Annotated in this window: 15 protein-coding genes; 6 read left to right on the forward strand and 9 right to left on the reverse strand. The window is 72.0% G+C overall.

From position 1 onward, the window contains the following. The first annotated feature begins 133 nt into the window (after positions 1–133). The 3 genes from ACWCQS_RS35570 to dmpI all read left to right on the forward strand — a co-directional run bounded on the left by ACWCQS_RS35570 (position 134) and on the right by dmpI (position 2,493). Positions 134–1,309 (forward strand): winged helix DNA-binding domain-containing protein, encoded by a 1,176-nt coding sequence (locus ACWCQS_RS35570; RefSeq protein WP_451008296.1) that lies wholly within the window; start codon positions 134–136, stop codon positions 1,307–1,309. A gap of 42 nt (positions 1,310–1,351) precedes the next feature. Further along, a complete protein-coding gene (locus tag ACWCQS_RS35575) occupies positions 1,352–2,218 on the forward strand; it encodes a LysR substrate-binding domain-containing protein (protein ID WP_451008297.1) in 867 nt (288 codons plus the stop codon). 92 nt (positions 2,219–2,310) lie between these two features. Continuing rightward, positions 2,311–2,493, forward strand: a complete 183-nt coding sequence (dmpI, locus tag ACWCQS_RS35580) for a 4-oxalocrotonate tautomerase DmpI (RefSeq protein ID WP_023545801.1) — start codon at positions 2,311–2,313, stop codon at positions 2,491–2,493. A 115-nt stretch (positions 2,494–2,608) separates the two neighbouring features. On the opposite strand, the gene ACWCQS_RS35585 is transcribed toward dmpI, so the two are convergent. The 3 genes from ACWCQS_RS35585 to ACWCQS_RS35595 form a co-directional block, all read right to left on the reverse strand. After that, complete coding sequence (locus tag ACWCQS_RS35585; RefSeq protein ID WP_451008298.1) at positions 2,609–3,400, reverse strand: S1 family peptidase; 792 nt, start codon at positions 3,398–3,400, stop codon at positions 2,609–2,611. A 205-nt stretch (positions 3,401–3,605) separates the two neighbouring features. Further along, a complete protein-coding gene (locus ACWCQS_RS35590) occupies positions 3,606–6,425 on the reverse strand; it encodes an ATP-binding protein (protein WP_451008299.1) in 2,820 nt (939 codons plus the stop codon). Between the two features lie 152 nt (positions 6,426–6,577). Then, entirely contained in the window at positions 6,578–7,408 is an 831-nt protein-coding gene (locus ACWCQS_RS35595; protein WP_451008300.1) for a LuxR C-terminal-related transcriptional regulator, read from the reverse strand. A 152-nt stretch (positions 7,409–7,560) separates the two neighbouring features. On the opposite strand from ACWCQS_RS35595, the gene ACWCQS_RS35600 reads away from it, so the two are divergent. Next, positions 7,561–9,234 carry an AMP-binding protein gene (locus ACWCQS_RS35600; protein ID WP_451008301.1) on the forward strand — a complete coding sequence of 558 codons (1,674 nt, stop codon included), beginning with the start codon at positions 7,561–7,563 and terminating at the stop codon, positions 9,232–9,234. Continuing rightward, positions 9,231–10,823 carry an AMP-binding protein gene (locus tag ACWCQS_RS35605; protein WP_451008302.1) on the forward strand — a complete coding sequence of 531 codons (1,593 nt, stop codon included), beginning with the start codon at positions 9,231–9,233 and terminating at the stop codon, positions 10,821–10,823. The genes ACWCQS_RS35600 and ACWCQS_RS35605 overlap by 4 nt, the downstream gene beginning before the upstream one ends. Positions 10,824–11,407: 584 nt before the next feature. Here ACWCQS_RS35605 and ACWCQS_RS35610 read toward each other — a convergent pair. After that, the gene (locus tag ACWCQS_RS35610; RefSeq protein WP_451008303.1) at positions 11,408–12,184 is read right to left on the reverse strand and encodes a hypothetical protein; all 777 of its coding nucleotides are present in this window, start codon (positions 12,182–12,184) and stop codon (positions 11,408–11,410) included. A gap of 267 nt (positions 12,185–12,451) precedes the next feature. On the opposite strand from ACWCQS_RS35610, the gene gcl reads away from it, so the two are divergent. Continuing rightward, a complete protein-coding gene (gcl, locus tag ACWCQS_RS35615; RefSeq protein ID WP_451008304.1) occupies positions 12,452–14,239 on the forward strand; it encodes a glyoxylate carboligase in 1,788 nt (595 codons plus the stop codon). A gap of 231 nt (positions 14,240–14,470) precedes the next feature. Here gcl and ACWCQS_RS35620 read toward each other — a convergent pair whose 3' ends face one another. From ACWCQS_RS35620 to ACWCQS_RS35640, 5 genes are all read right to left on the reverse strand, one after another. After that, positions 14,471–14,704 (reverse strand): hypothetical protein, encoded by a 234-nt coding sequence (locus ACWCQS_RS35620; protein ID WP_153543919.1) that lies wholly within the window; start codon positions 14,702–14,704, stop codon positions 14,471–14,473. 417 nt (positions 14,705–15,121) lie between these two features. Continuing rightward, positions 15,122–16,585 carry a catalase gene (locus ACWCQS_RS35625; RefSeq protein ID WP_451008305.1) on the reverse strand — a complete coding sequence of 488 codons (1,464 nt, stop codon included), beginning with the start codon at positions 16,583–16,585 and terminating at the stop codon, positions 15,122–15,124. A 161-nt stretch (positions 16,586–16,746) separates the two neighbouring features. Further along, positions 16,747–17,640 carry a 2-hydroxy-3-oxopropionate reductase gene (locus ACWCQS_RS35630; protein ID WP_451008306.1) on the reverse strand — a complete coding sequence of 298 codons (894 nt, stop codon included), beginning with the start codon at positions 17,638–17,640 and terminating at the stop codon, positions 16,747–16,749. Between the two features lie 42 nt (positions 17,641–17,682). Then, positions 17,683–18,522, reverse strand: coding sequence for a TIM barrel protein (locus ACWCQS_RS35635; RefSeq protein WP_451008307.1), 840 nt, complete (start codon positions 18,520–18,522; stop codon positions 17,683–17,685). A 149-nt stretch (positions 18,523–18,671) separates the two neighbouring features. After that, a complete protein-coding gene (locus tag ACWCQS_RS35640; protein ID WP_451008308.1) occupies positions 18,672–19,442 on the reverse strand; it encodes a hypothetical protein in 771 nt (256 codons plus the stop codon). Positions 19,443–19,454: the final 12 nt, after the last annotated feature.

The following is a 19,454-nucleotide window of genomic DNA, read 5'->3' on the forward strand; positions in this document are numbered from 1 at the left end:
CCGCCTCGTAGGAACCCAGGGGGACAGGAGAAGCAGGATATCGGCGGGCTGCCGCGAGCGGCGCGCGCCGCGGGGCAGGGTTGGGTGAGAGCCACGGACAGAGGGTGTCCGCGATCCCGGTTAGCGTGCGGCCATGACGAAGAGCAGTGCGGAGACCCGTGCGAAGAGCAGCAGGACCGGCAGTACCACGGGCAGTAGGACGAACAGTGCGGCGAAAGCTCCTCTCCTGGACGCCCGCGCCCTCAACCGCGCCACCCTGGAACGCCAGCTGCTGCTGCGCCGTCCGTCGCTGTCCGCCCGGGACGCCGTGGCGCACCTGCTCGGTCTCCAGGCGCAGAACGTCAAGCCGCCGTACTACGCCCTCGCCGCCCGCCTCGACGGCTTCGCACCGCAGGAGCTGTCCACGCTCATGGCCGACCGCGAGGTCGCCCGGATCGTCACCCTGCGCTCCACCCTCCACACCCACACCGCCGAGGACTGCCTCACCCTGCGGCCCCTCGTCCAGCCGGCCCGGGACCGCGAGCTTGGCCAGTTCCGCGGCGGCCTGGCCGGTGTCGACCTGGACGTCCTGGCCGGCCTCGCCCGCGAGCTGGTCGAGGCCGAGCCGCGGACCATGGCCCAGCTGCGGCAGGCGCTGAGCGCCCGGTGGCCGGACGCCGACCCGCGGGCCCTCGCCGTCGCCGCCCGCTGCACGCTGCCGCTGGTCCAGGTCACCCCGCGCGGACTGTGGGGCCGCAGCGGCCAGGTGGCCCTCACCACCGCCGAACACTGGCTGGGCCGCCCGGCCGGGCCGGCCCCCCAGCCGGACGCCGTGGTCCTGCGGTATCTCGCCGCCTTCGGCCCGGCCTCGGTCAAGGACATGCAGACCTGGGCCGGGCTCACCCGCCTGAGGGACGCCTTCGAACGGCTCCGCCCCCGGCTGCTCACCTTCCGGGACCCGAACGGAGCCGAGCTCTTCGACCTCCCCGACGCCCCGCGCCCCGACCCGGACACCCCGGCCGCGCCCCGCTTTCTGCCCGAGTTCGACAACCTCCTGCTCTCCCACGCCGACCGCGGCCGCGTCGTACCCGCCGAGCACCGGGGCCGCCACTGGCAGGGGAATCAGGCCCACCGCACCCTCCTCGTGGACGGTTTCCTGGCCGGCCTGTGGAAGCTGGACCCGGACGCCCTGGTCATCGAGCCCTTCACCGAGCCGACCAGGGCCCAGCGGGACGAGATCACCGCGGAGGGGGAGCGGATGCTGCGCGTCCTGCATCCGCGAACGTCGTACGACATCCGCTTCGGGACGGTCGTGCAGCGGGAAACCTGACCCTCGGCGGTCACCCCCGTGCGCCCCCTCTAAAGTCGGCCCATGGAACTCCGCCAGCTCAGCTATTTCGTCGCCGTCGCCGAGGAGTTGCACTTCGGGCGGGCCGCCGAGCGGCTGCACATCGTGCAGTCGGCGGTCAGTCAGCAGATTCAGCGGCTGGAGCGGGAGCTGGGCGCGGAGCTGTTCGACCGGTCGCCGCGCCGGGTGCGGCTGACCGGCGCGGGGGAGCGGCTGTTGCCCGAGGCGCGGGCGGTGCTCGCGGCGGCGGAGAAGGCGCGGGCCGCGGTGGTCACGCCCGCCGGGCTGCGCCTCGGCACCAGCACCGGGCTCGGCGCGCATCTGGACCGGGTGCTGGCCGCGTTCGCCGAGCGGGCACCGGACGTGCCGGTGGAGCTGTTCTCCCTGCCGGCCGAGGAGCGCCTGAACCGGGTCGCGGCGGGTCGGCTGGACGCCGCGTTCGTACGCTCGGCCGAACCCCCGGTCGGCGTACGCGTGCTGCCCCTGTGGCCCGATCCGCTGGTCGCCGCCCTGCCGGCCACGCATCCGCTCGCGCGGCAGTCCGAGATCGACCTCGCCGACCTGGCTAGGGTGCCCCTCGCTCTGACCGCGCGCCGCAACAACCCCGCGCTGGTCGATCTCGTGCTCGGCGCCTGCCACGCGGCCGGGTTCGAGCCGGTGCCCGGGCGGGCCGGCGGCACCCTGCACGACACCCTCGCCACCATCGGCGCCCGCCCCCTGTGGACGGTCGTCTTCGCCTCCCACGCGCGCGTGCTGGCCACGCCCCGGGTGGCGTACGTGCCCTTCCGAGCGCCCGGACTGGCCCTGGAAACCGGTCTCGCGGTACCCGTCGGCACCCTCTCACCGCACCTCGAGAAACTGCTCCTGGCCTGTGGTGATCACGAGAGCTGATCGCTGCGGTCGTGGACTGCTTCTTGGTCGGGGGCGCCCGCCGCGATGGACTGGTCCCACCGAACGGGAACACCGACCGAGGGAGTCCAGTCATGCCGATCGTCACCATCCAGCAGGGCCCGCGCGATGCCGAGCTCAAGCGGGAGCTGGTCAAGCGGGTCACCGACGCGTTCGTCGACGCGTACCGGATCCCGGCGGAGACCGTCCAGGTGTGGATCCACGAGGTCCCGGCGGACAGCTGGGGCGCGGCCGGGAAGCTCACGGCCGACAAGTAGTCACCGCGTTCCACGGGGGTGAACGTGGAGAGGGGGGCGCTGCGGGCCGCTCGTGGTGGCTCGCAGCGCCCCCCTGGCATCTACCTGAGGGGTGCTCAGGTGTCCTTCTTCCGGGTCACGAGTTGACCTGCGCGGTCACCAGGTCCGAGAAGGTGGTCAGCCGGGTGTACACACCCGGGTGACCCGCCTCCGCGCACCCCTCGCCCCAGGAAGTGATCCCTGCCAGGACGCCCCCGATGAGCAGGGGACCGCCGCTGTCGCCCTGGCAGGTGTCTACGCCGCCGGAGGAGTATCCGGCGCACACCATGTCGGACTGGACGAAGTCCGAACCGTAGGAGGAACGGCAGCTGGAGTCGGACACGACCGGGACGGTCGCGGTCCGCAGCTGGTTGGAGGAGCTGCCGTTCTCCGAGGTGGTCCCCCAGCCGAGGATCCGGGCCGTGGTGCCGGCCGCGTACACGCCCGTCTGGGAGGAGGAGACGTACGACACCGGTTGGTACGGCATCGACGTCGACAGGGTCAGTACGGCCACGTCGTGGCCGTCGGTGGCGTCCATGTAGTCCGGGTTGACCCAGATCTTGCTGACCCGGCCGACCGTGCCGTCGGTGCCGTTGAGATAGGTCCGGCCGCCGACCACACGGACGTTGCTCGCCGACGCGCCGACCATGCAGTGCGCGGCCGTCACCACCTTCGTGGCGGACACCAGGGTGCCGGAGCAGAACTGGCTGCCGTACGCGTCGGTGATCTGCATGACGAACGGGTACGCGGTCGTCGTCGTGGTCGTACCGCCGACGATGGGCTGGGGTGCGGCGCTCGCCGTGGGGGAGGCGAACAGCGCGGTCACCGCGGCGGCGGCGCCGGCCACGAGGGTCGCGGCGGCCTGTCTTGCGCGTCTGGGCCCGAACATGAGTCTCCTGAGTGGGGTTGCACCGGTGGGGGATCGCACGGGTGTGGGGGGTTGCACGGGGGTCGCGGGACCGACCCCCGTATGCCCGGGCGAGCGGCACGCCCATTACGCTAGGACCCGGCACCCTCGGCTCCCAATGAGGGAACCCCCTAGGGGGTTGGGTGAGGGAAAACCCTCGGTCCGGTTCAGTTAACCGGCCGCGTTCTCACTTCGCGCGGCGAGCCGCCGCCAATCGGACGATGTCCACCCGCGACCGGATCCCCAGCTTGCGGTAGACCCGGGTCAGGGTCGCCTCCACCGTCTTGACGCTGATGAACAGCCGGGCGGCGATCTCCCGGTTGGTGGCGCCCTCCATGACCAGCGCGGCGACCTGACGCTCCATCGCGGCCAGCACGTCCAGCGCGTCCAGGGCGCCCGGCACGGGACGCGCGGGTTCCGGCTCGGGGGCGGTGAGGGATTCGTCCACCTGGCGCAGCCAGGGCAGTGCCCGGCAGCGGCGGAACATCCGGGTGGCCTCGTCGTACGCCGCGGAGCCGGGGCCCCTGCCGCGCAGCCGGGCGAGGGCGAACGCGGCGCGCGCCTCCTCCAGCCCATAGCCGAGTTTGCCGAGCCGGTCCTGAGCGGACGTCAGCTGGGCGATCGCCGCCTCCAGCTCGCCCCGGGCGGCCCGCACCAGGGCCTCGGAGCGGTCCAGGACGGCGAGGACGCTCTCCCGGCCGAGCCGCAGGGCGTGCTCGCGGCTCACGTCGATGACGTCCTGCGCCTCGGCCGGTTCACCGATCCGGACCAGCGCCTCGGCGAGATCGCCGTGCCAGCGGCCGCGCGCCGGGTCGGTGATGCCGAGCCCCAGCTCCAGGGTCCGCACCCGGCGCAGCGAGCGGACCGTGCCCGCCGGGTCCCCGGCCACCAGCTGGGCGTACCCGAGCGCGCCCAGGGCCCGGGAGAGGTACATCTGGTCGCCGTCCTCCTCGGCGTGCTCGACCGCCTCCCGGGCGAGCGCGAGGGCCCGGTCCACGTCGCCGCCGGAGGCCTCGGCGAGCGAGGTGAGCATCGCCGAGGCGGTCTCGCCGATCCCGGAGTCCCGGGCGAGGCGCAGGCTCTCGCGGGCCAGCTCCAGGGCGCGCCCGCAGTGCCCGACGCGCAGCTCGGTCTCGGCGAGGCCGCGCAGGAAGTGCACCTCGCTCTCCACGGAGCCGCGCCGGCGGACCTCGCGCAGCAGCGCGGTGACCGTCGCCCGGGCCTCGGTCAGCTGGTCGCTCATCACCAGCCAGCGGAACCGGGCGCTGCCCGCCCCGTTGTGGTGCCAGGCAACCCTGGGGTCCTGAGGCTCCTTCAGGGCGCGTTTGATGGTCCGGGGCGCCTCCGGATGGCCCATCAGGGTCTCGGTCTGGGCCTGGAAGGCGAGGGAGAGCAGTTCGGTGCGCCGGTCCTTGCCGCGCGCGGCCAGCTCGGCGGCGTGCGCGGCGGCCTCGCGGGCCTCGGTGAAGTCGCCCTCCACGATCAGCGCCCGCCAGGCCAGCTGATAGTGCACCAGGGCCAGCAGCCGGGGGTCGTCGCCGGCGTCGGCGAGGGCCTGCGGGAAGACGGCGTCGACCTCGGCCATGGTGTGACCGGCGGTGTCGATGACGATGATCCAGGCCCGCACCCGTTCGGCGGGCACACTCGCCCGCGACAGCACCTCACGGGCGATGTCCCGGGCCAGGTCGATCTCGCCCGCGGTGATCGCGTCCTCGGCGGCCTGCAGCCGGCGCTCCTCCGGGCCGGGCGCCCCGTCGGCGGGGGTGTGCCGGGCGGCGAGCAGTCCCAGGTGGGCGGCGACCGAGGGGGCGCCGCGGTCCCGGGCGAGGGCGGCGGCCTCGGCGAGCCGGGCTGCCACGTCCGGGTCGGTGCCGGTGGTGGCCAGGGCCAGGTGCCGGGCCCGTTCGATCGGGTCGGAGGCGGCCGTGGACAGGGCCGCGTGCGCGGCACGCCGCTCGTGCGCGGGCGCCTCCGCGTACAGCGCGGCCGATATCAGGGGGTGCGCGAACCGTACGGCGGGGGCGTCGGGCTCGGTGGCCAGCAGCCCGAGTTCGGCGGCCTGGGCGCACTCGGCCTCGGCGTTCTCCCGGCCGGCGGCGTGCAGCAGTGCCGGGGTGGGGCGGGCGCCGGCGCTGGCCACCAGCAGGGTGCGGCGGGCCTCGACCGACAGCATGTCCAGGCGGCTGAGCACCAGGGCGCGCAGGCTGGTCGGCACCGGCAGCGGCTCGCCCGGCCTGGGCGGGGTGGGGCTGTCGGCGAGGGCGCGGCCGAGTTCCAGGGCGAACAGCGGATTGCCGCCGCTGGTGCGGTGGATCTCGCGGACGGTGGAGCGGGGCAGGCCGCCGTGGCCGCGGTGGTCGAGGAGCTGGGCGACCTGGGCGCGGGACAGCGGGCCGAGCCGGACCGCGAGGGTGCCGGGCGGGCAGGCGCGCAGATGCCGGTCGTACTCCTGGCTCTCCTGGCCCTCGGTGCGTACCGCGCACAGCAGCTGCACCGGGGTGCCCTCGAGCCGGCGGGCGGCGAAGCCGAGCAGTTCGGCGCTGGCCGGGTCCAGCCACTGCAGGTCGTCGGCGACGACGAGGACACCGCCGTGCGCGGCCAGTGCGCGCAGCGCGGAGAGCACCGCGAGGCGCAGGGCGAGTCCGTCGCGCTGGAGGCTGGACTCGCCGCGGCCGGTGAGTGCCGACTCCAGGGCGGTGCGCTGGGCCAGGGGCAGCCGGGGGAAGACGTCGTCAAGGACCAGGCCGAACAGGTCGGCGAGGGCCAGGAAGGGAAGATGGGATTCGGACTCGGTGGCGGAGCAGCGCAGGACGGTGCGGGCGGTGGCGCCGTATTCCTCGGCCAACTCCCGCAGGACGGTGGATTTCCCTATTCCCGCGGGACCGTGGAGCAGCACACTGCCGCCCGAGGCGAGTTGGTCACGGGCGCCGGCGAACAACTCCTCGCGGCCGATGACCAGGTCGGGGCGGCACCTGGCAGGCTCCTGGAAGTCCCGTCGCACGGTCACCGCTCCCCTCGTGTGTCGTGTCCTGACCAAATTCTAGGCAACGATCCTTGAAATTCGGCCGGAAGCTGTGGTGAGGGAAATAACAAACGGTCAAGCATGAGGAAATTCAAGGCATCGCCGCTTGAATGGAAAGGTTTCCCAACTGCTCCCCGTCATGGCAGCAGCCCCGCCCTGCGAGCCGCGGTCACCGCCTCCCCCCGGGTGTGCGCGCCCAGCTTCCGCATCGCCGAGCGCAGATAGCCCTTCACCGTCTCCGCACGCAGTCCCAGCCGTTCGGCCACGGCGGCGTTGGTCGCCCCCGCCGCCACCCAGGACAGCACGTCCAGCTCGCGTGGCGCCAGGGCCACGCCGCCGGCCCGTGCCGGCGCCGTCAGCAGTCCGCAGGCCGCCAGCAGTTCGGCCCGCAGCTCCGGATCGGTGATCCGGGGGGCCAGGGCCCGCAGCGCCGCATGCGCCTCGCGCACCTGCTCCCAGGCGGCACCCTGGTCGCCCCCGGCGGGCTCCGGCCGGGCCGCCGCCAGCAGCCCGCGGGCCTCGTCCCGCACCACCAGCGCCTGCTCCACGTCCCGGGCGACGGCCATGGCCGCGCCCAGCGTCCGGTCGCCGAGGGGCTGGGCCGAGCGCAGCGCGCCGTAGAGCACGCCGCGCACCCGGCGCCGTACCACCACCGGCACCGCGACGACCGAGCGGATGCCCTCCGCGGCCACCGGGACGTCGTACTCGTGGCTGATCTGCCGGGAGCTGGAGTAGTCCGTGACCGCGCACGGCCGGGCCAGCGCCACCGCCTTGCCGCCGAGCCCGTTTCCGGAGGTCACCGCGAGCGAGCGCAGGGCGGCCGTGGTCGTGCCGCTCAGCTCGCTGATCCGGATCTGCGGCCGGCCGGACTCGACCAGGCCGCCGAAGGCGACGGGAAGCCCCGTGGCACGCCGCAGCCGGACCAGTGCGCCGCCTATCTCCACCGTTCCCGCCGCGTCTGCCGTCACGTGTTCGCCCCTTCTGCCGTCCACACCCCCGTTCGGGGGTAGTGAGACCTGCATCACGGATTAGACGATGCCAGAGAGCCGCCCGGCAATGGTCCGGAACAGCGGGAGTGAGCCGCAGGCCCAGGGCGCGCCGGTGACGCGAGGAGTGTGTGATGACGACGGCGACCGAGTCGTTCCGAAAGGCCCGGGACTTTCTGCTGGCCCACCGAGAGGACTATGCCGCCGCCTACGACGGCTTCGCCTGGCCGCGGCCCGCGCAGCTCAACTGGGCGCTGGACTGGTTCGACGTGATCGCCGCCGGCAACGACCGGACCGCGCTGCACATCGTCGAGGAGGACGGCGGCGAGACGCGGCTGTCCTTCGCCGAGATGTCCGAGCGGTCCAACCGGGTCGCGAACCATCTGCGGGCACGGGGCGTCGCCGCCGAGGACCGGATCCTGGTCATGCTCGGCAACCAGGCCGAGCTGTGGGAGACCGCCCTGGCCGCGATGAAGCTGCGCGCGGTGGTCATCCCCGCCACCCCGCTGCTCGGTCCGGCCGATCTGCGCGACCGCGTGGACCGGGGCCGGGTGAAGCACGTGATCGTACGGGCCGAGGACGCCGCGAAGTTCGCCGAGGTGCCCGGCGGCTACACCCGGATCACGGTCGGCGGCCCGCCGCAGGACGGCTGGGAGCCGTACGAGGACGCGTACACCGCCCCCGCCGAGTTCGTGCCCGACGGCCCCACCCTGGCCGACGACCCGCTGATGCTCTACTTCACATCCGGCACGACCGCCCGCCCCAAGCTGGTCGAGCACACCCACACCTCGTACCCCATCGGGCATCTGGCCACCATGTACTGGATCGGCCTGAAACCCGGTGATGTGCACCTGAACATCTCCTCGCCGGGCTGGGCCAAGCACGCCTGGTCCAATCTCTTCGCGCCGTGGAACGCCGAGGCGACCGTCTTCCTCTTCAACTACACACGGTTCGACGCGGCCCGCCTGATGGCCGAGATGGACCGGGCCAAAGTCACCACCTTCTGCGCCCCGCCGACCGTGTGGCGCATGCTCATCCAGTCCGACCTGAGCCTCCTCGCCACCCCGCCCCGAGAGGTGGTGGCCGCCGGAGAGCCGCTCAACCCCGAGGTCATCGAACAGGTCCGGCGGGCCTGGGGCGTGACCATCCGGGACGGCTTCGGGCAGACCGAGACCGCGGTGCAGGTCTCCAACAGCCCCGGCCAGCCGCTGAAGACCGGTTCCATGGGCCGCCCGAGCCCCGGCTACCGTGTCGAGCTCCTCGACCCGGTCTCCGGCGCGCCCGGCGCCACCGAGGGCGAGATCGCCCTCGACCTCTCCGAGCGCCCGGTCGGCCTGATGACCGGCTACCACGGCGACCCGGACCGCACGGCGGAGGCCATGGCGGGCGGCTACTACCGCACCGGGGACATCGCCTCCCGCGACGAGGACGGCTATCTGACCTACGTCGGCCGCGCGGACGACGTCTTCAAGGCGTCCGACTACAAGATCAGCCCGTTCGAGCTGGAGAGCGCGCTGCTGGAGCACGAGGCGGTGGCCGAGGCCGCCGTGGTGCCCGCGCCGGACGAGCTGCGGCTCGCGGTGCCGAAGGCCTACGTCGTGCTCGCCGAAGGCTGGGAGCCCGGACCGGACACCGCGAAGGTCGTCTTCGAGCACTCCCGCCAGGTGCTCGCCCCCTACAAACGCATCCGCCGGCTGGAGTTCGGCGCGCTGCCCAAGACCGTCTCCGGCAAGATCCGCCGGATCGAGCTGCGCGAGGCGACCGCCCAGGGCTCGGAGCACGAGTACCGCGAGGAGGACTTCCGGTGACCGCATCGCTGTCGTACACCCACGGAACCGGTTCCACCGCCCTGCTCGGGGACACCATCGGTGCCAACCTCGACCGGGCCGTGGCCGCCTGGCCGGACCGCGAGGCCCTGGTCGACGTGCCGTCGGGGCGGCGCTGGACGTACGCCGAATTCGGCGCGGCCGTCGAGGAGTTGGCACAGGCGCTGGTCGCGAGCGGAGTCGTCAAGGGCGACCGGGTGGGCATCTGGGCGGTCAACTGCCCGGAGTGGGTGCTGGTCCAGTACGCCACCGCCCGCATCGGCGCGATCATGGTGAACATCAACCCGGCCTACCGCACCCACGAGGTCGAGTACGTCCTCAACCAGGCCGGGATCTCCCTGCTGTTCGCCTCGCTGAGCCACAAGAGCAGCGACTACCGCGCGATGGTCGAGGAGGTGCGCGGCCGGTGCCCGGCGCTGCGCGAGGTCGTGTACATCGGCGACCCGAGCTGGGAGGCACTGCTCGGGCGGGGCACCGGTGACGCCCCGTACGCGGAACTGTCCTGCGACGACCCGATCAACATCCAGTACACCTCGGGGACCACCGGTTTCCCGAAGGGCGCCACCCTCTCCCACCACAACATCCTCAACAACGGTTACTTCGTGGGGGAGTTGATCGCCTACAGCGAGCAGGACAGAATCTGCATTCCTGTCCCGTTCTACCACTGTTTCGGCATGGTGATGGGCAATCTGGCGGCCACCTCGCACGGTGCCTGCATGGTCATCCCGGCCCCGTCCTTCGAGCCGAGGGCCACCCTGGAGGCCGTGCAGCAGGAGCGCTGTACGTCCCTGTACGGCGTGCCGACCATGTTCATAGCCGAGCTGAACCTCCCCGACTTCGCCACGTACGACCTCTCGACGCTGCGCACCGGCATCATGGCGGGCTCGCCGTGCCCGGTGGAGGTGATGAAGCGGGTCGTCGCCGAGATGCACATGGCGGAGGTCTCCATCTGCTACGGGATGACCGAGACGTCCCCGGTGTCCCTGCAGACCCGCCGGGACGACGACCTTGAGCACCGCACGGGCACCGTCGGCCGCGTGCTGCCGCACCTGGAGGTCAAGGTCGTCGACCCGGCCACCGGTGTCACTCAACCACGCGGCACGGCAGGGGAGTTGTGCACCCGCGGCTACAGCGTGATGCTCGGCTACTGGAACGAGCCCGAGAAGACCGCCGAGGCCGTCGACGCGGGCCGCTGGATGCACACCGGGGACCTGGCGGTGATGCGCGAGGACGGGTACGTCGAGATCGTCGGCCGGATCAAGGACATGATCATCCGGGGCGGCGAGAACATCTACCCGCGCGAGATCGAGGAGTTCCTCTACGCCCACCCGAAGATCAGGGACGTCCAGGTCGTCGGGGTGCCGCACGAGACGTACGGCGAGGAGGTCCTGGCCTGTGTGATCCCGCACCACGCGACCGACCCGCTCAGCCTGGAGGAACTGCGCGCCTTCTGCCGGGGCCGGCTCGCGCACTACAAGATCCCCAGCCGGCTGCAGCTCCTCGACTCCTTCCCGATGACGGTGTCCGGAAAGGTGCGCAAGGTCGAACTGCGCGAGACGTACGGGGCGTGAGCGCCGCTCGGTACGGCGGTGAGCCCGTCGCGGCACGACCGGTGAGCCCGTCTCCCCCGCACGGCGGAGGCGGGTTCGCCGTGCAGTCGGACGCGGTCGGCCGGCCTCGCGGGACAGCATCGGGCCTGTCGGGACAAGCCCGCTCGCGAAGGGGTCCCTCCCATGGCCGCGGCCGCGCCCGCCACCACCCGCCCCGCCCCTCCGGACCGCACCGCAGGTCCCCCGCTGGGCCCGGGGGGCCGCCGCCGCTGCCGTATGGGTGAACCTGCCGTCCGGGCTGTGGCGGCCGGCCTCGTGCTCGGCGTGCGGCTGGGGCTCGGTGACAGCGGGTACGTCGCGATGCTCCTGCCCGGGTGGGGGCTGCCGTGGGGCGAGACCTGGCCGAGCCGGCTTCCCGTCCCGGGCGGCCGGCGCATCCCCGTCCCCGCGGCCGTGGTGCCCGCCGGGCTTGGCGCGCCGGCGCGCTCGGTCCACGGGGTGCTGTTCGTGTGGACGACCCTGCACGCGCGGATGGACATCACCCCGTGGGGGTCATGGCCGCTGAACGCCTGCTGTCTGCCGCTGCTCGGCGTCGTCGCCGTGCACTACTGCAGGCGCCGCCGCGTCCATGGCCGACCGCCCGGCGCGTCCGCCTCGTTCAGGGCGTCGGCCGCGTCGTTCACCGGCTGCGGGGCGCCCGCGAGGTCCAGGGCGAAGAGGGGGATGCCCAGGGTGTTCGCGCGGGCCCGGGCGTCGTCGGTGTAGCCCGCGAGGGAGAAGTACACACAGTCCGCGGACTCCGTCATCGCCGTCAGCCACAGGCATTCCACGTCCCGGGGCGCCGCCGGGCGCACGGTCGGGTCCACCTGGGCGAGAAGCCCGTGCGCGGCGAGCCCGATGCCGTTCGGGGGCCGCTGGTCGGCGCGGCGGATGTCCCGGTAGCCGAGCCAGCGCAGATAGAGCGCGGCGGCGGTGACGGCGTCGCAGGCGGTGCGGATGGCGCGCGGCTGGAAGGCGGGGCGGTGGGCGGGGTATCCCGGCTGGGCCACAGCCGACCGCGTACCGCTGTCCGACGGGGTTCTGCCGGCCGCCGCCGACGGCATGCCGCTGTCCGCCGGAGGCGTCGTCCCCACCGGGATGCGCAGGACCGTGCCGCAGGTACAGCCCAGTTCCGGGTGCGGCCACTGATTGCTGCGCCCGCAAACGGCGCACGGGACGGAGATCCACTCGTCGTCCCAGGCCCGGTGGGCCGCCACGGCCGGTTCGGCGGCCGGATCCAGCCGCGGGGCGGTGGGCGCGCCGCATGCGCACGGATACGACGGCGCGGTGTAGACGTGCTCGCGCCGGCAGGCCGGGCAGCGCACCGGCACGCTCTCGGGCATGGCCCACCCCCAGGCGTCACGTCGGAACCGTCGCGTCGGGACAGCGGCTCCCATGCTCCTCCTCTCCCGCCCCGCTTGTCCGGCTCTTGCCATGTCTCGCCCTCTCTTGACGACACTTGGCGCGCACTTCTACATTGATTCCAGATAGTAGAAGTTAAGTTCCGCGATACGGAAAACATCTTCGCGGAACTTCGACAGTCCGGGGACTGTGCTCACCGCGGGGCGCGACGGGAGTACGCATCCGAGAAGCCGAAGCAGGAGTACTCGATGGCTCGTATGACCGCTGCCCGCGCGGCAGTTGAGATCCTCAAGCGCGAGGGCGTCACCGACGCCTTCGGTGTGCCGGGCGCGGCGATCAACCCCTTCTACAAAGCCCTCAAGGAGGGTGGCGGTATCAACCACACCCTCGCCCGCCATGTCGAGGGCGCCTCGCACATGGCCGAGGGGTACACCCGCACCGAGCCGGGCAACATCGGCGTCTGCATCGGCACTTCCGGTCCCGCCGGCACCGACATGATCACCGGCCTGTACTCGGCCATCGGCGACTCCATCCCGATCCTGTGCATCACGGGCCAGGCGCCCACCCATGTGATCCACAAGGAGGACTTCCAGGCCGTCGACATCGCCTCGATCGCCAAGCCGGTGACGAAGATGGCGGTCACCGTCCTGGAGGCCGCGCAGGTCCCCGGCGTCTTCCAGCAGGCCTTCCACCTGATGCGCTCGGGTCGTCCCGGCCCGGTGCTGATCGACCTGCCGATCGACGTCCAGCTCACCGAGATCGAGTTCGACCCGGAGACGTACGAGCCGCTGCCCGTCTACAAGCCGGCCGCGACCCGCGCCCAGATCGAGAAGGCGATCTCCTTCCTGCTGAACTCCGAGCGCCCGGTCATCGTGGCCGGCGGCGGCATCATCGGCGCCGACGCCGCCGACCTGCTCGTCGAGTTCGCCGAGCTGACCCAGACCCCGGTCATCCCCACCCTGATGGGCTGGGGCGCACTGCCCGACGACCACGAGCTGAACGCCGGCATGGTCGGCGTCCAGACCTCGCACCGCTACGGCAACGCCAACTTCCTGGAGTCGGACTTCGTCCTCGGCATCGGCAACCGCTGGGCCAACCGCCACACCGGCTACAAGCTCGACGTCTACCGCGGCGGGCGCAAGTTCGTCCACGTCGACATCGAGCCCACCCAGATCGGCAAGATCTTCCCGCCGGACTACGGTGTCGTCTCCGACGCCAAGGTGGCGCTGGAGCTGTTCGTCGAGGTGGCGAAGGAGCTGAAGGCCGAGGGCAGGCTCCCCGACCGCTCCGCCTGGGTCGCCGACACCCAGGAGCGCAAGGCCACGCTGCTGCGCCGTACGCACTTCGACGACGTGCCGATGAAACCGCAGCGCGTGTACGAGGAGATGAACAAGGCCTTCGGCCCGGACACCCGGTACGTCACCACCATCGGCCTCTCCCAGATCGCCGGTGCGCAGATGCTGCACGTCTACAAGCCGCGGCACTGGATCAACTGCGGCCAGGCCGGCCCGCTCGGCTGGACCATCCCGGCCGCGATCGGCGTCGCCAAGGCCGACCCGGACAGCCCGGTGGTGGCCCTCTCCGGCGACTACGACTTCCAGTTCCTGATCGAGGAGCTGGCGGTCGCCGCCCAGCACAGGATCCCGTACGTCCATGTGCTGGTGAACAACGCCTATCTGGGCCTGATCCGGCAGGCGCAGCTCGGCCTGGACATCAACTTCCAGGTCAACCTGGAGTTTGAGAACATCAACACGCCGGAGATCGGCGTCTACGGCGTCGACCATGTGAAGGTCGCCGAGGGCCTGGGCTGCAAGGCGATCCGGGTCACCGAGCCGGACCAGCTGGGCGCGGCCTTCGAACAGGCGAAGAAGCTGGCCGCGGAGTACCGGGTGCCGGTCGTCGTCGAGGCGATCCTGGAGCGGATCACCAACATCTCGATGAGCCGCACCATGGACATCAGCGACATCTCCGAGTTCGAGGACCTGGCCACCGAGCCGGGCCACGCGCCGACGTCGATCAAGCCGCTGAAGGTCTGATCCCCCGCCACGCACACCAAGGGCGGCCCGTCCTCAGGACGGGCCGCCCTTACGCGTCCCCCGTGATTCCCCCGTCGTGTCCCCCGTCTCGGGGCCCGCCGCCCCCGTGCCGGCGGGCCCCGTGCCCGTAACATGCCCGACCGCGGGGGCGGTTGAAGCCTGAGCCGCGGTGTTCAGAGGATGATTTGAGGATGGCGTAGCCCGTCTACGACCGCTGCCGTACACCAGCCGCTACAGCTCGTGCTCCGACAGTCCCGGCCAGTCGTCGGGCCCGCCGCCCTGCCACTCGATGAGATCGCTCTCCTCCACCTCGATCCGGTCCAGATCGGCCAGCCGCAGGATCTCCACGACATCGTCCAGATGCGAGGCGATCCCCAGGGTCACCTCCCCCTCGGTGACCCGCCGGGAGCCGTCCAGTGCCGGGGAGTGGACCACGATGTGCGGGTAGTGCGTCGGATTGCCCATGGGTTCAGCGTGCTGCGGATACGGCGGCCCCGCACGCCGGCCCGGGCCGTGCCCGGACAGCACGAAGCGCTCCCCCCGACCGGGGAAGCGCTTCGTGTCCGTATGGTGACCGTCCGGCGGTGCGAGGCTGGGCGCGACAGGTCGTTCGCGCCGCCGGACGGAGCGGGTGGCCCCCGTCGGAGGGGGCTGGGTGGGACCGTGGGGCGTGCGACGGAGCCGGGACCCTTCCCTCTGGTCGAGAAGGGGACCCGGTCCTTGACCACCGCACTGGCTCGCATGCCGCCACGGTCCGCGCCCTGCCCGCGCCCACCGCCGCACGACCACCCCTCATCCGGGCCGTACGGCGGTGCGCGCGGGCCGCGTGCGGGGGCTGTGACTCTCCGTCAGATCCCGTACGCTGCTTCTGGGTTCCTGATATCAGTCCTCGCGCAGGGCGCGAACCGCTTCCTCCACGCGCTTGCCGTACTCCGGGTCGGCGGCGTGGAAGTGGGCCAGGTTCTTCTCGATCACGTCGTCGCGGGAGACCTGTGACAGGCCGCCGGCGATGTTCGCGACGAGGCGGGACCTCTCCTCCGCCGACATCAGGCGGTACAGCTCGCCCGCCTGGTAGAAGTCGTCGTCCTTGGTGTGGAGCGGGGCGGAGTGGTTGCCCGTGTGGCCCGACACCGCCAGGGGTGCCGACAGCGGGCGGCCGGTCTCCACCGGGCCGTCGTAGGAGTTCGGCTCGTAGTTCTTGGCGCCGCGGCCCTGCGCGTTGAACGCCATGTAGCCGTCGCGGCCGTAGTTCCGGGCGCCGCCCGGCACCGCCTTCGGGGAGTTGACCGGCAGCAGGGTGTGGTTGACCCCCAGGCGGTAGCGGTGCGCGTCCGCGTAGGCGAACAGGCGGCCCTGGAGCATCTTGTCGGGGGAGGGGCCGATGCCGGGCACGAAGTTGTTCGGGGCGAACGCGGCCTGCTCGACCTCGGCGAAGACGTTGTCCGGGTTGCGGTCCAGCACCAGGCGGCCCACCCGCTGCAGCGGGTAGTCCCTGTGCGGCCACACCTTGGTCAGGTCGAACGGGTTGAAGCGGTAGTCCGCCGCCTCGGCCGCCGGCATGAGCTGCACGTACAGGGTCCACGACGGGTGCACGCCGCGCTCGATCGCCTGCAGCAGGTCGGTCTGGTGGGAGTTCGGGTCCTGGCCGGCGAGCTCCGCGGCCTGCTCGCTGCTCAGCGAGCGGATGCCCTGGTTCGTCTTGAAGTGGTACTTGACGAAGAAGGCCTCGCCCTGGGCGTTCGTCCACTGGTAGGTGTGCGAGCCGTAGCCGTTCATGTGCCGGTACGACGCCGGGATGCCGCGGTCGCCCATCAGCCAGGTCACCTGGTGCGTGGCCTCGGGGGCGTGCGCCCAGAAGTCCCAGACGTTGTCCGGCTCCTGACGGCCCGTGAAGGGGTCGCGCTTCTGCGAGTGGATGAAGTCGGGGAACTTGATCGGGTCCTTGATGAAGAAGACCGGGGTGTTGTTGCCGACGAGGTCGTAGTTGCCCTCCTCGGTGTAGAACTTCACCGCGAAGCCGCGCGGGTCACGGACGGCGTCCGCGCCGCCGAGGGAGTCGGCCACCGTGGAGAAGCGCACGAACACCTCGGTGCGCTTGCCGACCGTGCTCAGGAAGTCGGCATGGGTGAAGCCGGTGACGTCGTCCGTCACCTCGAAGTGGCCGTACGCGCCGGAGCCACGGGCGTGCACCACACGCTCCGGGATCCGCTCGCGGTTGAAGCGCGCGAGCTTCTCCAGGAGGTGCTGGTCCTGGATCAGGAGCGGGCCGCCGACGCCGGCGGAGGCGGAATTCTGGTTGTCGGCGACCGGGGCGCCGGACTCTGTCGTGAGCACGCGCTTCGACATCGGGGACCTTCCGTGCTGGAGTCAGCGGAAACCTGTTTCCGCTTTGTGGAGCCTAAAAGTTGGTGATCTGGGCGTCAACAGTTTGTTGAAGTCGATTCCGGGCCGCGGCGCCGCCTGGGCGCGACAGGACAGGTGTCAGCGGCGCCGCGGCCCGGAAGTCTCTACAGCCGAGCGCCGGAGAGGCGCTCGACCGCGCGCAGCAGGGCCGAGTGGTCCAGGCCGCCGTCGCCCTGGGCGCGCAGCGAGGCGACGAGCTGGGCGACCACGGCACCGACCGGCAGCGCGGCGCCGACGTTGCGGGCGGCGTCGGTGACGATGCCCATGTCCTTGTGGTGCAGGTCGATCCGGAAGCCCGGCTTGAAGTCGCGGTTCAGGAAGTTGTCCTTCTTCCGCGTCAGCACGGTGGAGCCCGCAAGGCCGCCGTTGAGGACGTCCAGCGCGGCCACCAGGTCCACGCCCGACTTCTCCAGGAAGACGACGGCCTCGGCGCACGCCTGGATGTTCACGGCGACGATCAGCTGGTTGGCCGCCTTCACGGTCTGGCCCGAGCCGTGCGGGCCGCACAGCACGATGGTCCTGCCGAGCGCCTCGAAGATCGGCTTGGCCTGGTCGAAGTCGGCCTGCTCACCGCCGACCATGATCGACAGCACGGCCTCGACGGCGCCGGCCTCGCCGCCGGACACCGGGGCGTCCAGCACCCGGATGCCCTTGTCCTCGGCGGCCTTCGCGAGGTCCACGGAGGTCTGCGGAGTGATCGAGGACATGTCGATCAGCAGGGCGCCCCGCCGGGCGTTCTCCAGGATGCCGTCCGGGCCGTAGGAGATGGCCTCGACCTGCGGGGACGCGGGAACCATGGTGATCACCACGTCGGCGTCGCGCACGGCCTCGGCGATCGAGGGGGCGGCGGTGCCACCGGCGGCGGCCAGACGGTCCAGCTTGTCCTGCTCCAGGGTGAAGCCGGTGACGTCGTAACCCGCCTTGATCAGGTTCTCGGACATGGGGGAGCCCATGATGCCGAGGCCGATCCACGCGATCTTGGGGAGATTGCTGCTCATGATGGGGGTGCCTCTCTCAACTGCCTTGCAAAGTCAGGGGGTTCAGCGCGTCGCGCGGGCTTCGCGCGGGAGCCAGTCGAAGGCCTCGGCGCTCGGGCGGTCGCCAGGCTTGTACTCCAGGCCGACCCAGCCGTCGTAACCGGCCTTCCTGAGCTGGTCGAGCAGTTCCTCCAGCGGGAGCGAACCCGTCCCGGGGGCGCCGCGGCCGGGGTTGTCGGCGATCTGGACGTGGCCGGTCTTCGCCGCGTGCCGCTCGATGACCGACGGCAGGTCCTCGCCGTTCATGGACAGGTGGTACAGGTCCATCAGGAACCTGGCGTTCCCGAGCCCCGTCGCCTCGTTGACCTTGTCCACGACCTCGATGGCGGCGGGCGCGCTCACCAGCGGGTACCGCGGGGACTCCGGCCGGTTCAGCGTCTCGATCAGCAGGATCGCGCCGGTCCGGTCGGCCGCCCGGGCCGCGAGGACGAGGTTCTCCAGGGCGAGCGCGTCCTGCTCCGCCGGGTCCACGCCCTCGACGCGGTTGCCGTACAGGGCGTTGAGCGCGGTGCAGCCCACGGAGGCGGCGAAGTCGGCGGCCACGTCGATGTTGGCGCGGAACCTCTCCGACTCCTCGCCCGGGATCGACAGGGCGCCGCGGTCCGGGCCCGGCAGCTGTCCGGCGTAGAAGTTCAGCCCCGTGAGCTGGACGCCCGCGTCCTCGATCGCCTTCTTCAGGGCGTCGAGCTCGGACCGCTCGGGAGTGGGGGAGTCGACCCAGGGCCACCACAGCTCGACCGCCGTGAAGCCCGCCGCGGCGGCGGCCGCGGGACGCTCCAGGAGCGGGAGTTCCGTGAAGAGGATCGACAGGTTGACGTTGAAGCGCTGGTCTGCGAATCCCACGGGGACGGCGCTCCCTTCCCTGTAATTCCGTATTGCGGAAGTTGCTTTCTGCTCTATGGAAAGATTGCCTGCGGGGGTGGACGACTGTCAAGAGAGCCCACGAAAAAGTGCCCCCGCGCGATCGCGCAGGGGCACAGGTGAAGGCCTGGTCAGAGGGCGTCTACGCCGCTCACCTTCCAGCCGTCGGAGGTGCGGGTGAGCGTCATCCGCACCCGGTTCAGGTCCAGCCGGGGCTCCGGGACCTGGGTGCTCTCGGTGACCTGGTTGACGAAGAGCAGGACGACGGCCCGGTCCGGTGCCGCCGACACGACGGAGGCCGCGGGGGCGCCGCCGTCGGCGGGGGTGGCCACGGTCGCCTTCACCACGCCGTGGTACTTCGTCGCGGTCGGCGCGACCACCGTCTTCGTGGTCCTGCCGTACTCGTCGCGGAAGTGCCCGGTCAGCAGGGCACGGGCCCGGGCGAAGTCGCGGTCCAGATGCCGGTAGTCGTACGACAGCACGGCCGGCGCCGCCTTCTGCGCGGCCGCGAGGGCCTCGCCACGGGCCTGCTCCGCCTGCCGCCCCTCCTGGTACCGCCAGCCCAGTACGGCGGCCACGACCAGGGCCGCCACGAGGACGACGCCCAGGACCGCGATGAGCACGTGCCGTCCGGCCCTGCGCGGGGACGCGCTCTCCTCCGGCCCACTCTCCTGCGGCTCGTTATCGGACGGCTCGGGTGAGTCGGACGGCTCGGGCTCCGGTGGGTCCGCCCAGCCGTCCGCCGGGGGATCGATGAGCAGCGTGCGCCCGGGGGAGACCTCCTCCTCCCGGCGGGGAGCGCGCTCCGGCCGCCCGGCGCGCTTGGCCGCCGCGCGGGCGGCCGCGGTCAGGGTACGGCGGGCCGGGGAGCCGGCGCCGCGGGTTCGGGTCGGGTTCGCCATGGTCTCTCTCCT

This window comes from Streptomyces sp. NPDC002076 (assembly GCF_053593835.1).

Coding starts and splice junctions, on each gene's coding strand:
- ACWCQS_RS35585 (WP_451008298.1), bottom strand. CDS start 3,400: ATGTTCGGGCCCAGACGCGCAAGACAGGCCGCCGCGACCCTCGTGGCC.
- ACWCQS_RS35575 (WP_451008297.1), top strand. CDS start 1,352: ATGGAACTCCGCCAGCTCAGCTATTTCGTCGCCGTCGCCGAGGAGTTG.
- gcl (WP_451008304.1), top strand. CDS start 12,452: ATGGCTCGTATGACCGCTGCCCGCGCGGCAGTTGAGATCCTCAAGCGC.
- ACWCQS_RS35630 (WP_451008306.1), bottom strand. CDS start 17,640: ATGAGCAGCAATCTCCCCAAGATCGCGTGGATCGGCCTCGGCATCATG.
- ACWCQS_RS35640 (WP_451008308.1), bottom strand. CDS start 19,442: ATGGCGAACCCGACCCGAACCCGCGGCGCCGGCTCCCCGGCCCGCCGT.
- ACWCQS_RS35570 (WP_451008296.1), top strand. CDS start 134: ATGACGAAGAGCAGTGCGGAGACCCGTGCGAAGAGCAGCAGGACCGGC.
- ACWCQS_RS35610 (WP_451008303.1), bottom strand. CDS start 12,184: ATGCCCGAGAGCGTGCCGGTGCGCTGCCCGGCCTGCCGGCGCGAGCAC.
- ACWCQS_RS35620 (WP_153543919.1), bottom strand. CDS start 14,704: ATGGGCAATCCGACGCACTACCCGCACATCGTGGTCCACTCCCCGGCA.
- ACWCQS_RS35625 (WP_451008305.1), bottom strand. CDS start 16,585: ATGTCGAAGCGCGTGCTCACGACAGAGTCCGGCGCCCCGGTCGCCGAC.
- dmpI (WP_023545801.1), top strand. CDS start 2,311: ATGCCGATCGTCACCATCCAGCAGGGCCCGCGCGATGCCGAGCTCAAG.
- ACWCQS_RS35600 (WP_451008301.1), top strand. CDS start 7,561: ATGACGACGGCGACCGAGTCGTTCCGAAAGGCCCGGGACTTTCTGCTG.